The 14,607-nt window shown below is 63.6% G+C and carries 8 protein-coding genes and 1 pseudogene; 4 read left to right on the forward strand and 5 right to left on the reverse strand.

Translation table 11 applies throughout. From position 1 onward, the window contains the following. Positions 1–2: 2 nt before the first annotated feature. The 5 genes from DRB17_RS04270 to DRB17_RS04290 are packed head-to-tail and all read right to left on the reverse strand — an operon-like array spanning position 3 to position 4,904. The gene (locus tag DRB17_RS04270; protein WP_114580948.1) at positions 3–992 is read right to left on the reverse strand and encodes a class I SAM-dependent methyltransferase; all 990 of its coding nucleotides are present in this window, start codon (positions 990–992) and stop codon (positions 3–5) included. A gap of 2 nt (positions 993–994) precedes the next feature. Further along, the gene (locus DRB17_RS04275) at positions 995–2,035 is read right to left on the reverse strand and encodes a class I SAM-dependent methyltransferase (RefSeq protein WP_114580949.1); all 1,041 of its coding nucleotides are present in this window, start codon (positions 2,033–2,035) and stop codon (positions 995–997) included. Then, entirely contained in the window at positions 2,032–3,294 is a 1,263-nt protein-coding gene (locus DRB17_RS04280) for an ATP-grasp domain-containing protein (RefSeq protein ID WP_114580950.1), read from the reverse strand. Before DRB17_RS04280 ends, DRB17_RS04275 begins: the two co-directional genes overlap by 4 nt. A gap of 1 nt (position 3,295) precedes the next feature. Continuing rightward, positions 3,296–4,273: a formylglycine-generating enzyme family protein gene (locus tag DRB17_RS04285; RefSeq protein ID WP_114580951.1), complete on the reverse strand. Its 978-nt coding sequence runs from the start codon at positions 4,271–4,273 to the stop codon at positions 3,296–3,298. Between the two features lie 52 nt (positions 4,274–4,325). Continuing rightward, positions 4,326–4,904: an NADPH-dependent FMN reductase gene (locus DRB17_RS04290; protein ID WP_114580952.1), complete on the reverse strand. Its 579-nt coding sequence runs from the start codon at positions 4,902–4,904 to the stop codon at positions 4,326–4,328. A 518-nt stretch (positions 4,905–5,422) separates the two neighbouring features. Between DRB17_RS04290 and DRB17_RS20930 the strand changes: the two are divergent. The 4 genes and pseudogenes from DRB17_RS20930 to DRB17_RS04310 form a co-directional block, all read left to right on the forward strand. After that, positions 5,423–5,893 (forward strand): annotated as a pseudogene (locus DRB17_RS20930) (transposase); the annotation flags it as partial. An 86-nt stretch (positions 5,894–5,979) separates the two neighbouring features. Beyond that, a complete protein-coding gene (locus tag DRB17_RS20935; protein ID WP_421778488.1) occupies positions 5,980–6,156 on the forward strand; it encodes an integrase catalytic domain-containing protein in 177 nt (58 codons plus the stop codon). 571 nt (positions 6,157–6,727) lie between these two features. Further along, on the forward strand, positions 6,728–8,938 hold the full coding sequence (locus DRB17_RS04305; protein ID WP_161958695.1) for a CHASE2 domain-containing protein: 2,211 nt from the start codon (positions 6,728–6,730) through the stop codon (positions 8,936–8,938). A 226-nt stretch (positions 8,939–9,164) separates the two neighbouring features. Further along, positions 9,165–14,603, forward strand: coding sequence for a DUF4011 domain-containing protein (locus tag DRB17_RS04310; protein ID WP_114580956.1), 5,439 nt, complete (start codon positions 9,165–9,167; stop codon positions 14,601–14,603). Positions 14,604–14,607: the final 4 nt, after the last annotated feature.

Consider the following 14,607-nt stretch of genomic DNA (forward strand, 5'->3'; position numbering starts at 1 on the left):
ATCTATTCCTTAAATCCGAATTGTGCGACCGACGGAATCTCGTGGGGGATGAATACCGTTTCGACACGGCTCAGGCCGTGGCGTCGCATGAGCGCCTCGACCTCTTGATTGGATTCCAGATACCCGCCCTCCGTATTGAGCAGCATCTTCAACGAGAAAAAATGGTTGTTCAGGGGCGAGCGGATATCTTCGTCATCAAGGTAGTACTTGCCACACACCAGCCAGCCGCCCGGACGCAGTGATTCGACGGCGTTGACAATGATTTTTTCTTTCTCTGTATACGAATAACTATGCAGCATATCATTAATCATGACAAGATCGTAGTTATGTCCCGCGACTTTCTCCCTAGCATCGCCCTCCACCAACGTAAGTCGTTCAGCAATGTTCGTCCGTAATCTTTTGTTTAAATACGCGATTGCCGCGGGCAAATCCATTAAAGTGGCGTAAGCCTCAGGGTATTTGCCGAGTAAAAGCTCCGAATACAGCCCATGCCCGCCACCGATGTCCAACGCGGAGTGAACCGCGCCAACCTTGTCTGCCACCACCTCGATATAAAGCGGCGCATGCTTGGCATTGGACAGTTTGACCATGTCGAGATAGGGTTCTATCTCTTCGGTCGCAAATGTCCGGTTCTCTCTATACTCGCCGTCTTTGTTGACGATTTTTTCCGACAGCCGCATCCACTCCTTCAACTCATCCAGGTAATTCAATATCCCCGATTGCGCGTCCTGCCCCCCCAATGATCTGATGAGTGGCGACCCGATCCGCCCGTCCGGCTCGATTTCAAGAATCCGCATCTCACAAAGGCAATTCACCAGGATATGCGCCGCCCGCTTGTCCAAGTTAATGGCCGTCGCGAGGTCCTGGACAGAAACCGGGTCCGCGCGATCCTCGAAATAGCCCCAAATCCCGAGTTCGATCGCCGCGAACAACACGCAGGATTGCCGGTACGCCGTCGCAATTGCCTCAATCTTTCCCTGTTCGGTTTCCATCCCTACCCCCTCGGCTTTTGAAAGATCATCAAAGTCCGGTTCAAGCGGACGATGTCGACAACCTCGATCCCCCTGGCGACGAGCCAGTCAACAATGACTTTATCGGATTCGAGGAATGCTTCTTCAAACTTCATGTGCATTCGGACCGAGAAGAGCGGGAACCGGCCCGGCCCCGTCCCTTCGGGGTTGAGCGGAAATTTCGTCACCACCAAAAACCCGCCGGCCTTCAAAGCCGACAGCGCATTTTCCAGAATCCGGTATTTCTCGTCTTCACGGAACAATTCCAGAAGTTCATTCATCAAGACGACGTCATATTGCGCCGCCACTTCAAAATCCCGCGCATCTCCCGGTATGTGTCTGACGCGTCCGCCGGTCAGCGCGTTCGCGTTGACTTCTTCGGATATGGAGAACCCGGTGCGGATATCTAGAATGTCGACACGCTCAACGGGTGTCAGCTCGCACAGTCGCTTTGCGTAGTAGCCCTCCCCGCCGCCGATATCCAACACGTTAAACCGTGGCTGAACATGAGGAACGATGTGCGGCAGTATCTGCTCCGCGTCGATCCGGTTCAGGAGGCCGAGTCCCTCGAATTTCTTGATACCCCCGTCGAACAACTCACGACTGTATTCGAGATCTCTTTCGCTGTCGCCGCGCATGATGCCAGCCATCCGGGACCAGACCTCGACTTCCTTCTTCAGCGCGACGATGTTGTAACGAATGTCATGTCCCGAGTTCGGCGTAAAAAGACGAGCAATGTCCGGGCGTACTTTATAATATCCGGCTGCCTCCTCCACCATGCCAAGCGCGGACAGGGCATTTACAATAACGCTGGCGCCCACCTCACTGACATTTAGTCTCTTTGATATATCCGCGACCGACTCAAGGTCGCTCACCACATCGAAATATCCAAGTTCCGCCGCGGCGATGATGACCAGCGACTGTCGGAATGCCGTCAATTTTGGGAAGACATCATTCCATGCTGGCTGCAAATTCGTATCCTCGCGGCGTCGCTGCTCTCCCTGGAGCGCTCCCCCGTCATTCATGTTCCGGCCTCCACGTGCAACGCGCACTTGTCCAGGATGCTCTCGTACGCTTCGGTTAATTCCTGATAATCGCGGGACCACAATAGAACGGCACCGGCATAAGAATTAATTCCATCGTTTTCGGTGATATTCTTATCTATTTCGACATTCCAGTAAGTTTCGATTTGACAAGACACCGGCGGCACGGTGATTTCCCTGAGTTTGCCGCCCCTTGGCGGAAGGGGGATAATCACCCAGCCAACGTAGTTCATGAAAAGCGCCCGCGGACGCCATCTCGGGTTCACCTGGGCCAAAATATGCGATTCATTCATGCGGACGTTCGAACTCCGCGTGAAATAGGGCGATGATGCTATACCGGCGCCCGCGGGCCTGTAGGCGATCTCCAGGAAAACAATCTCGTCTTCCCTGACAAAGACCTCCAAGCAAGTAACGCCGCTCATCCCACGCATGAAATGACGATTAATTCTTTCCGCAACGGCCTTGACGCGCCGCGTCGTCGTGTCCTCCGATCTCACAGTACGGAGACCCACATTGTGTCCGTGGTAAATTTCGGACCAGGGACGGGAGCTGACACTCACTTGGCAAAATTCGGATACGCCGTCGCATACAATCGAATCGCACTGATACACGGTGCCGTCTATAAATTCGTCGATCTCGAACGTGAGATCGCGCCTCATACACGTGCTTGCCCAGGACTCGAGCTCTTCCAGAGAGTTGATTTTTTTGCTCTCCATGGCGCCATAGAGATCGATCGGCTTTGCGAAACAGGGCAAACCGACGCGATCGACAACATCGGTCGTATACGATTGTCGGTTCTCCAGAAATCGGTCACGGTCAAATAGCACGTACCGCGGTGTCGCGACGCCGGCGAGTGAAGCCTCCCTTTTCATCTTGTCTTTATCAACGAAACGGGAGAAGTCTCGATCGACCAAGCCAAGCTCCAACTTGATTTTTCCAGTCATATCGACCGCGCTTTCCGAAAGCGTGATAATCTCGAATGGTCTGGAACTATTGCCGACGACGCGTCTTATAATCCGACGTACCGACTCCACGTTGATATCCGACGTCGTCTTGAACCGGTGCGGCACCAACGCGGCCGCGGATCGCGCACGACACCCGTTGGAAAACGTGACCCTTTCAGTCGTGATCAAATGGATATGGCAATCCGCATGGGATGTCAGAAACGCCTCGTCGAGCCGCAGTGGGACATCCTCCCGCGTATAGATCAGAAATACGATGAAGCGGTCGCCGACAGGCATCTTAATCCTCGCAGAGCCTGAAGCCGACCGGATAGAGGCATGAATCAAAGTATCCGTGTCGACGCTTGCATCGCGCCAAGTCTTTGAACCGCGTAAAGCCGCCGCCACGCGTCATCCGGTATTCCGGGTCGCGCCTTGCAATATCATCACTGACAAACCTTCCACCCGGATACGGTGCGTAAATATCCGCCACGAGTTCTTCGACGTTACCCGCGGCATCGGCCAAGCCATACGGGGAATTGCCCTCAGGAAACATGCCCACCGGCGTTGTCGACACGAGGCACAACTCGGCGGTATTGCAGACTTGGTCGAGGGGCTCATCACCCCAGGGAAACTCCCGATTACGTGCCGCGCCTGCCGCGAACTCCCACTCCGCCTCCGTTGGCAGTCGAAAGTTCCTGCCGGTTTTTCCGGACAGCCAATTCGCATAGTCATCCGCAATGTCCGGCGTCACGGAATAAACGGGATGATTCGCATGGTGTTCCGGGTAACGCCCGAGATGCCACGATGTGGGAACGAATTGGGATTTCGTATCGAGAAGGTACAAACGAAATTCTTCATTCGTAACGAGATATTTTGCAATTTTAAATGGCGCCACACGTGCTGAAAAGCTGGGCGTTTCTTTTTCCACCCACGCGGCCAGGACACCAAATTTTCGATACCTTTCGACGGTACCCTGAACCGCACGCGGGTCCGAGCCCATTGTGAAGGTGCCGCCAGGCACGTACAGCATCAATGGGTCGTCGCACGTTATTCTAGGATCGCCAATCAGAGCTAAAATATTCCCTGCGGCAAAACGCTCTTGCAGCGGCGCGGCTGTGTCCTCGACGTGGGCCGCGAGCGTCTCCCGGTCGGTCCGAATGTGCTTTGCGTAACAGCGGCAGTTAATTTCGAATGTGGTCTCGGCATAATGTTTCGGCCGCGCCATCGCCTCCCTGTAGTTCATTTGATTGATACGCGCACCATCAATCTCTTCCATTTTTTAAACCTTCCGCGATGACAATGATGACCTCGCCCCGGGCGCCGAAAACTCACGACATTTCAAGAGAATCATGTAGATGACATGTCGCATCGGCGAACGCGATGAACCGGTCGACAATGTTTGTGAGCCTTTCTTTAATTTGCTCACTGACCATTCCCTGCCCAACCAAGTCGTCTTTTGTTACCAGAACGGAATCGGGAAAAACGAGCGAATGCCGCTCGAAAATCAGGTTCTGCATCAGCGACCCGATTGCGAGATGGCTCCGATTGGACCCGGCTGACGTCAAAAGCAAAACCGGCTTCCAGGCGATTCCTTCACCTAGTGCTTCAACTAGGACGTTATAGGGCGAACCGGCGTCGTAATAGTAGACCGGCCCGCATACGACTAATGCCCGGGCGCGAGACACACTCTCCCGTAGCGCTACCCATTCCGCCGGGAGCGTCTCCTCCATGTCTTTTCGCACCCAGATTGGTGGAAGGTCGAGAATATCAAATGTCTCGATTCTTTTTTTATTTTCGGACAGATAGGCGTTTACAAGTTGCGATGTGACCCGACTGACCGAGACGGTGTTGGGAGATGCGCACACAACGGTAATTGGACCCGCCTTGACGTCAGTTGGTCCATGCATACTCGCGACTCCTTCGTATACGAACGCGGCGCGATCCTAATCGACTGGCCGGCGATAGCGATGTTGACGGACGAACAATGGCGAAGCGGGATCCACCGATCTTTCGCGGCACCTCTGGATGCGCGACGCCCGAAGCCCCCGAAGAGCCCCGGTATGAGGAAGAAAATGCGCAACCTCCCACGTCACGGTCGAGCCCCCTTTGATGCGTGGATCGGTGACCCATTTCGACAGGTTAGGCGAACGGACGCCGTTTCCGTGTCGTCGGTGGCACGAAAGAAACGCCCGCAAAAGTAGTACAAGCCTATTTCAATACGACTTTTTTGTCAATATCGCTGCCGGCAATTGCGATGGCAACCGATGCAGGTGAACAGGACGACCTGGCCCGGCCTTCGCGATGCGCTCGATTCCGGGTTCTGCCAGCGCGGTCGAGCGCGGCGCTTTTGACCTTTTCCCCGAAAAGCGATCCACCGGGCGGGGGAGTTTCCCGTGGCATCCCAGCAACAGGGGGGGAACTCATCATGAAGCGCAGCAGGTTCAAGGAAGAGCAGATCATCGCCATTCTGAAGGAGGCGAAGGCCGGGGAGATGCCGGCGAACGCGGTTTGCCGGAAACATGACATCAGCGAACAGACCTCCTACCGCTGGAAATCCGAGTTCGGCGGCGGGGAGGTGTCCGACGCCAAGCGGCTGAAGGCGATAGAGGAGGAGAACCGGCGCCTGAAGACGCTGGTCGCCGACCTGACGCTGGACGACGCCGCGCTAAAGGGTCTTCTGATAAATGTATGGTCCGCCCCGCGGTGACGAGCGCCCGGCCCCGATGCGACGTTGCGGGCCCGTCTGCGAGAGCTGGCGGGGCAGCGCAAGCGCTATGGCTATCTGCACCTGCATGTCCTGCTGCGGCGAGAAGACCTCGTCGTCAACGCCAAGCGCACCTGCCGCCTCTACAAGGAGGAAGGCTTGGCCGTCCGAACCAAGAAGCGCCGCCGTCTGCCAGGGCGCGAGCGCGTGCTTCTGGCGGCGCCGGAACGCCGGAACGCCGGAACCAGCGGTGGTCCCTGGATTTCGTCAGCGACGGCCTGTGCTCCGGCCGCCGCTTGCGTGTCCTCAACATCGTCGACGACTACAGCCGGGAGAGTCCTGGGCAGCTCGTCGATGTGTCGATCTCCGGCGACCGTCTGGCGCGCTTCCTCGACCAGCTGGCCGACTTCCACGGCCTGCCCGCGGAGATCGTCGTGGACAACGGCCCGGCTTGAACCGCTGTGGGGTGCCCGTGCGCCACGTGTTCCCACCGAGGAATTTGACGATATCCTGGGAAAAGATACTGACTTGGCTCCCAATCCCGGGCTGGGGATAAGGCCTGATTCTTCGAGTTGGTCGGCGTATATCGAAATTGCGCGCGGCCCTGTTATCAGGTGTCCGCTTCCCGAAAGGCAGCGACTGGCGAGGGGGAGCCAATGGCTCCCCCTTCGCCGTTTGGCGATAACATGCCCAAAATCGATGTAGGATGTAGCTGGCAAGTGCGCGCATAGAGCGTCAGTCAGACAAGTCCATCGGCGAAAATTGAAGCTGTGGCATAGCTCTTGTCGACGGGCCATACGGGGCTCGTCTACAGATGATCAAATTTTGACAATTATCACTCGCCCTCCATCAGATAGACTCGCCGGATACCGAAATTAAACTTCCGACGTTGTAAGATTTTCACCGAACGCGTTACCGTGTTCGTGGGGTTTCGCGGAAACCGGTGGGGCTTGTTTTGAACAATAATGCGAATGCTTGCCACGTCCGCTGCGCGGCGACACTGCTGATCGCCTGGGGGCTTCGGCCTTGACGCGGTGGCTCAAGATCCTCTTGCCGCTGCTCGTGATCCTGCTGGCGGTCGGGGTGCGCGCAGTCGATCCTGTGGCGCTGCAGGAACTGCGCTTCAAGGTGTTCGACGCCTATCAGCGCTTTTCCCCGCGCCCCTACCCGGACACCCCGGTCGTCGTCATCGACATCGACAACCCCAGCCTGGACCGCCAGGGCCAGTGGCCGTGGCCGCGCACGCTGCTGGGCGAGTTGACGGGCAAGCTGCAGCAGGCCGGTGCGGCGGCTATCGCCTTCGATATCATCTTCGCCGAACCCGATCGCACGTCTCCCGATCAGGTCATGGAAAGCTGGCCGCAGACATCGAGAACGGCGGCCCTGCGCCGGTTGGCCAGCGAGGACGGCCTGCCGAACCACGACCGCATTTTCGCCGATTCGCTCGCCGCCGGGCGCACCGTCACCGGCTTCGCTCTCGACAACGGCGCCACCAACAGCGCGCCGCCGGTCAAGGCGGGTTTCGCCGCCTCTGGTCCCGACCCGAAGCGCTTCGTGCCGCGCTTCGACGGCGCCGTCTCGAATATCGCGGTCCTCAGTAAGGCGGCCAGCGGGAACGGCAGCCTGAACGTCATTCCCGAAAGCGACGGTGTGGTGCGGCGGATTCCGCTGTTCGTCACCGACGGCGAATCGCTCTACCCCAGCCTGGCGGCGGAAGCGCTGCGCGTGGCGCAGGGGGCCAGCACCTATCTGGTGAAATCCGCCGGTGCGGGCGGGGCTGCCTCGCTTGGCAGCGAGAGCGGCATCACCGCCGTGAAGATTGGCCGCGCCGTGCTGCCGACCGATCCCAGCGGCAGGATCTGGCTTTACGACAGTGGCCACAGACCCGAGCGCACGATCTCCGCCTGGAAGGTCCTGTCGGGGGAGGCGGATCCGGCGCGCCTGCGTGGCGCCATTGCCATCGTCGGCTCCAGCGCGGCGGGGCTGAAGGACCAGCACGCCACGCCGCTGAGTCCGGGCATCGCGGGCGTGACGCTGCACGCGCAGATGCTGGAGCAGGTGCTGACCGGCAGCTTCCTGGGCCGGCCGGACTGGGCGAACGGCGCGGAGACCCTTGCGGTCTTGCTGATCGGCCTGCTGGTGTTCGCCCCATTCCTGCTGCCGCGCCTGCCGATGCTATGGTCGGCGGGGTTCGGCGCCATTGTCGTGGCCGGCGTGGTGGTCGTCTCCTGGCAGGCGTTCGCCATCTGGCAGTGGCTGTTCGATCCGATGTATCCGGCGATGACGGGGGTGGCGGTTTACGTGGCCGCCTCGCTGCCCCGCTACCTGGAGGTGGAGGGTGAGAAGCGGCGCATCCGCGCGGCCTTCGCGCAGTACATGGCGCCTTCGCTGGTGGAGCAGCTTGCCGGCAACCCGAAGCGCCTGCGCCTGGGCGGGGAGACGCGCGACCTGACCCTGCTGTTCTGCGACATCCGCGGCTTCACCAGCCTGGCGGAGAAGATGGACGCCGACGAGGTGACGCGCTTGCTTAACCGCTTCCTGACGCCGATGTCAGACGCGATCATGGAAACCGGCGGCACCATCGACAAGTACATGGGCGACGCCATCATGGCGTTCTGGAACGCGCCGCTGGACGATCCCGACCACGCCGCCCACGCCTGCCGGGCGGCGCAGGAGATGCGCCGCCGCCTCGTCGACCTCAACGCCGGCATCGCGCGCGACAGCGCGGCAGACGGCAAGGAGCCGGTGGAGATCCGCATCGGCATCGGCCTCAACAGCGGGCCATGCAGCGTCGGCAACATGGGCTCCAACCGGCGTTTCGACTATTCCGCGCTTGGCGACAACGTGAACCTTGCCTCGCGCCTGGAAGGGCAGTGCAAGACCTACGGCGTCGAGGTGGTCATCAGCGAGACGACCTGCGCCGGCGCGGAGGATGTCACGGCGGTGGAACTCGACCTGATCCGCGTGAAGGGGCGCCGCGATCCGGTGCGGATCTACACGGTTCTGGCCGCGCCCGACGTGCCGGAGGATCTCACGGCCAAGCACGCCGAAATGCTCGCCGCCTACCGCGCGCAGGACTGGGACCGGGCGGAAGCGCTCATCGCCGAGTGCCGGACGCTGATGCCGGACGGGGAGCTGAGCGGGGTTTACGACCTCTACACCGCGCGCGTCGCCGAGCTGCGCGCGGACCCGCCGGGCGACGACTGGGACGGCGTGTTCGAGGCCACGACAAAGTGAGGGTGGGTGCCTGGGCAAGGCTCGTGTCACGACCCACCGCGCTTCCCGACTCCCCCGTAAATTGAAGTAAAAATTTCGGAATACTTCGTCGCTTCGACTGATTCGAATTTAAAAACTATATAAAATTGCCGGATTAATACATCGCCAACCTTTATGCCCTTAGCCTTCCTTGCGACCGTCACACCACACCAATTCCGCTGCCGAGGAATGCAAGGGCCTGAAAGCCTTGGATAAACCAAGCACGCTGCACCGAGCCGTCGAGGAGCTTGAAGCCATCGTCGCGCGCGGGGAGGATAACCCGGCGGCACTTGCCAGCGTCTGCCGCGAACTGTCGTCGCCCGCCACGCCGCGAGCGCGGCACCTGCTTCAGCGTGCCAGCGACATGCTGGAGCAGGCGCGCAGTGCCGAGCGCAAGCGCGGACGCTTCGGCCTGCGCAAGCTGACCCGGAAAACCTCAAGCGAGCCCGCCCCGCCGCCGCCCGAAGCGCCGAGGGACCCGCTTGAAGCAGCCTTCGAGGCGCGGCGCCTGCGGCTGCTGAAGCTTGAGAATGACCATCCGCTGCTGAACTTCCGGCATTCGGAGCGCGCGGCCACGCACCTTCGGCTGATCCACCACGCGCCCGACGTGCTGATGTCCGCCCTGCGCGGCGGGGCGGCGCTTCGTTTCGAGCCGCTGCCGGTGAGCGAGGGCCGGCCCGAGGACGAATCGGACGATGACTTCCTGCTCACCCTGGCCGAAACCCGAGCGAGCGACCCCGCCTACCTCAAGGAGGCCGCGCGGCTGGATAGCGAGGCCGGCGGTCCGGATGAGGAATGGCGGCTGGAGTGCGAACTGCGCGACCGCGTCCGACGCTCGATGGGCCTGCCGGACTGCCCCTCGCCGACGCCGAAGTCGCTGACCGCCTATGCCGAGGCGCAGGGCCTGCTGCCGCGCTACGAGTTGCCGGAGTCCGCGAACGCCGAGGCCGACGGCGGGACGCCGGAAACGGCCCGGACGCTGTTGTTCCCGGACAGCCTGGAGCACAGGATCTTCACCCTGACAGCGGTCGAGGAAAGGATGCGCGCCGAGCATGGCGCCAGCACGCTTTTCGCCGCTTTCGGCTTCCTGGAATGGCGGGAGAGCGAGCGCGCCTATCGCAAGATGCTGGCCCCGCTGCTGCTTTATCCGGTGCGCGTCGAGCGCCGGGACGTGGCGGATGGTGGCGGCGACGTGCTGCGGGGAACCGGCGCGCCGACACGCGTGAACCCAATCCTGCGCGACCGTCTGGCGCACGATTTCGGTATAGAGCTTCCGTCTTTCACGTCCGACGACACGCCGGAGGCCTATCTGGCAAGGATGAACGAGAAGGTCTGCCGGAACCGCGGCCGCTGGAAGGTCCGCCGCTTCGTGACGGTGGGCCTCTTCGACACCGGCCATTCGGCGCTGTTCAACGAGCTGGACCCGGCGCACTGGCCCGCGGCGCGGCCGCCGCACACGCACCGGGTGATCGCCGGGCTTCTGGGCGAGGGCGCCGGCACGCCCGCCACCACCGGAGAGGCCGAGACCGCCTCCCCCTCGCCGATTCCCGTCGTCGACGCCGACTCCGGCCAGGTCTCCGCCATGCGCAGGGTGCGGGCGGGCGAAAGCATCGCCGTCACCGGCGCGCCCGGCACCGGCAAGTCGCAGACCATCGCGAACCTCATCGCCGACGCCACGGCGCAGGGCAAGCGCACGCTCGTCGTCGCCAACAAAAGCGCTGCCCTCGACACCGTGAAGGCGCGGCTCGACGGGCTTGGCCTGGGCGCCTGTATCCTGCCGCTGCACGGCGCGCACAGCCGGCCTGCCGCGATTCGCCGAGCATTGGCGACGCAGGCGGAACCCGCCCCGGACGCGCCGAGCGAGCCGGAGGTTGCGGCGCTGCGGGACGAGGTCGATGAATTGGAACGCCGCCTCGTCCGCAACGCCGAGCTTCTGAGCGCGACCTTCGGCAATCTCGGCAAGACAATCGCCGAACTTTTCTGGTCGGAGATCCGAACGCGCGAGCACACCGGCCTGCCGGACTCGATCGAGCATACGGACCTGCCGGGCGCGGCGGACGTCGCGCCGGAGGGCATGACGCAAGCCAAGGCCGCGCTGCGCACGCTGGAGCAGAACGGCCGCGTCTTCATCGACGACTACGGCGGCATCGACAACCACCCCTGGCACGGCGTGGACGAGCCGTCGCTGAGCGACGGCGACCTCGACCGGCTGCGGAGCATGGTGGCGGCCTGGTGCGCGGCGCTGCGCAATCTGCACGGCACGGCCTCGGCCCTGCCCGGTCCGGCGGACACCATTCCCGCCGTTGCCGACGCCCGGCGGTTCGCGGCAGCCGTGGAGACGTTGCCCGGCCCGGAAGAGCCCGCTGACACGGCGGTCTTCGCCGCCCTGCGTGACGACGAACGGCTCAACGCCGCCGAAACCCTGCACGCCGACCTGCGCCAGCACGCGGAGCGCATCGAGACCCTGTCGGCCGATACCACGGAGCCTTACGCGCTGGACGGCCATGCCGCGGAGTTGGAGGCGGCGGCGGAAGAGGCGGCACGGCTGGACGTGGCCGCGACGCCGTGCTCGGACCTCGCCGATGTCACCGCCGACTTCCGCACCCAGGCCGAACACTGGCGGCGCATGGTGGCGGCGGCTAAGCGGCTGATGCGCCTGGCCGAGCTTCCCGGCGAGGCCACGCCGGCGCTGGTGAGTCCCCTGCTGGCCGCGGCCCGGCGCGCGCGCGACGCCGAAACGCGCACGCTGCGCCTGCGCCTGCGCGCCCTGGCCGACCCGGACGTGCAGGCGGAGCTTGCCCGGGGCCGGAAGGAGAAGGCCGCGCTGGACGCGCGCGTGGAAGAGCTGGGCACCACCTTCCACATTCCGGCCGACGCACCGGAAGAAGCAGAGAAGCTGCGCGCCCACGCCGCCGCGCTGACGCAGGAACGTTTCCTGATGAACCTCCGGCCCTCGGTGCGCCGGGCAAAGCGTCGCTACAAGGCGCTGGTGCGCGAGAAGGGCGCGCACAAGAAGGTCGAGCGCGGGCGCATGGCCGCCGACATGGAAACCGTCGCCACGCTGGTGGCCGACCTGCACGGCTTCCGCCAGGACGCGACGCTGTGCCGGATCCTGGGTGGGCATTTCGCCGGCGTCGATACCGACTTCGACGGCCTGGACGACGCCACCGCCTTCGTCTGCGCCGCCATCGAGGCCTTTCCCGGTCACACGCCGGAGCAGTACGCCACGCGGCATCTGCTGATCGAGGGCAACCTGGATACGCTGCAGGAGATCGCCAAGCTTGCCGGTGACGAGGACATCCACCGCCTCTCCGCCGCGCTGGAGGGGCTGACCAGCTATCCCAACGTGCGGCTGGACGGGTTTATCGGCAAGCTGGACACCCGCGCCGACGACATCGAGGCCCTGGAACGGCAGATCACGGCCCTTGCCATCCGCGCCCACGTGCATCCGCGCGACCTGCCTAGAACGGCCGAGCGGGTGCGGGCCTGCGAAGACGTGCGTGCGCGGATCGACGACAATGCCACGGCCCGCGAGGCGCTGGGCCCGGCCTTCCAGGGCGTGCACACCGACACCGCGATGCTGGGCGCCGCCATTGCCGCGGCGCGGACGGTCAAGACATCCGGCCTGCCGGACATCCTGGTGGAACACCTCTTCGCGGTGGACTACCCGGATCGTCTGGCCCGGTTCCGCGAGGCGGCGGGCGTCATCCGGAACAATTGCGGCGAGGTCGACAGCGCGATCGCCGACGTCGAGGCCATGCAGTGCCTGGACCTGCGCGCCTTCGTCGCGGGCGACCCGGAAACCGCGCCCTTCCCCGGACTGATCGCCCGTCTGCAGCGCGCCGAGGCGCACGGCGACGCGCTGACGGCATGGCGCGATTACCAGCACGCGCTGCGCGACGTGCGCGAGTTGGGCGCGGGCCCGGTGCTCGACGCCTACGACGCCGACAATCGCGACTACGAGGACCTCGACGCCGCCTATGAGCGTCAGCTTTTCCGCGCACTCACAACGCAGATCTACGAAACCTATCCCGAGCTGCGCGAAATGCAGGGCCGGCAGGCGGAGATGCGCGGCCGCTACCGCGACGGCCTGGCCCGGCTGCGGGAGATGCAGGCCGAACGCCTGCGCGCCGAACTGGCCAGCCGGGACAGCAGTAGCTTGACAAGCGATCCGGTGCTGGCCGCGACAGGTGACGGCGAGAACGGTACGGGCGTGGATAGCACGGGCGCGTTGCCGGAGCTTTCCGTGCCCAGGCTGCTGTCCCGGCTCGGCGGCGCGATCCAGGCGGCAAAACCGTGTGTCATGGCCAGTCCGCGCGCGCTTGCGGAGCTCGCCCCGCCGGGCAGTGTTCAGTTCGACCTCGTCATCCTCGACGAAGCCTCGGGCATAAGCCCGGAGATGGCGCTGGGCTCCATTGCCCGCGCCCCGCAGGCGGTCATCATCGGCGACGCGGCGGCGCCGACGCCCGGCGGCACGAAGGACACGCTGCTTGGCCTGGCCCAGCGGCAGGGGTTCCCGCTCGTGCGTCTCTCCACGTACTACCGCGACGCGCGCAGCGGCCTGTTCGCGCTGGCCGGGCGGGCCTTCCACGACGACGGCCCCACCGTCTTCGCCGGACCGGACGACACCGTGCAGGAGCCGCCGCTTACCAGCCGGATGATCGTCACCGGCTGCTATCTTGCGGGCATGAACGTGCAGGAGGCCCAGAAGGTCGCGGAAGCGGGCATCGACATGCTGAAGCAGGACACCCGCCGCTCCCTGGGCGTCGTCGCGGCGAGCGAGGCGCAGGCCGACGTGATCCGCGACATCATGGACCGCCTGGCCGCCATGGACCCGGCGGCGGCCGCGCGCCTGTCCGACACGCGCGAGCGCGGCGACGGGCCGGAGCCGGTGTTCGTCAAGCCGCTGCAGGACATCCAGGGCGACGTCCGCGACGTGATCCTGTTCTCCGCCACCTACGGCCTGGATATCGAGAGTGGCCGACTGGCCGGCCTCGACGGGCCGCTGACGGAGTCGGGCGGCGAGCGCTTCATTCCGGCCCTGCTCGGCGCCGCGCGGCAAAACCTGCACATCGTCACCTCGATGCACCCGAGCGACCTGGACAACCCCGGCACGGCGGGCGCCGGCCTGCGGGCATTGCAAGAGCTTCTGGCGCTGGCCGCCGAGCCGCCCGCCGGCGCGCTCTCCGCGCGCTCGCTGGAGCGCAACGAGCCCGCCAGGATGCTGCGCCAGGAGATGGAAGCCAGGGGCTTCGCGGTCGATTCCAACGTCGGCGTCAACGGCCACCACCTCGACCTCGCCGTGCGCAGCCCAGCGAATCCGAAGGCCTACCTGCTTGGCATCGAGTTCGACGGCACCGGCTATCGCGCGGCCCCGGCGGTTCGGGACAGCGACGCCATGTGGCCGGCGGCGATGGAGCGCCTGGGCTGGCGCGTCGTGCGCATCTGGTCCAGCGACTGGCAGGCCGATTTCGAGGCCGAGCTGGAAGCCCTGGAAAGCCACCTCCAGGAACTCGCCGCCGACGTCCCGCCCATGACCGGAACGGCCTCCGCCACGCCCGTCACCGTCGCCGCCTCCACGGACACCTCGGCGGGCGAAGCGGAGACGGCGGAACCCGTGAGGCAGGCTCGCTCTGCCGGGGAGTAGGCCG

Source organism: Ferruginivarius sediminum (assembly GCF_003344765.1).
GTDB classification, from domain to species: Bacteria; Pseudomonadota; Alphaproteobacteria; order Kiloniellales; family Rhodovibrionaceae; genus Ferruginivarius; species Ferruginivarius sediminum.

Bases quoted from the DNA above. Each gene is read 5' to 3' on its own strand.
- DRB17_RS04280 (WP_114580950.1), bottom strand. From the start codon at position 3,294: ATGCCTGTCGGCGACCGCTTCATCGTATTTCTGATCTATACGCGGGAG.
- DRB17_RS04285 (WP_114580951.1), bottom strand. From the start codon at position 4,273: ATGGAAGAGATTGATGGTGCGCGTATCAATCAAATGAACTACAGGGAG.
- DRB17_RS04270 (WP_114580948.1), bottom strand. From the start codon at position 992: ATGGAAACCGAACAGGGAAAGATTGAGGCAATTGCGACGGCGTACCGG.
- DRB17_RS04290 (WP_114580952.1), bottom strand. From the start codon at position 4,904: ATGCATGGACCAACTGACGTCAAGGCGGGTCCAATTACCGTTGTGTGC.
- DRB17_RS04275 (WP_114580949.1), bottom strand. From the start codon at position 2,035: ATGAATGACGGGGGAGCGCTCCAGGGAGAGCAGCGACGCCGCGAGGAT.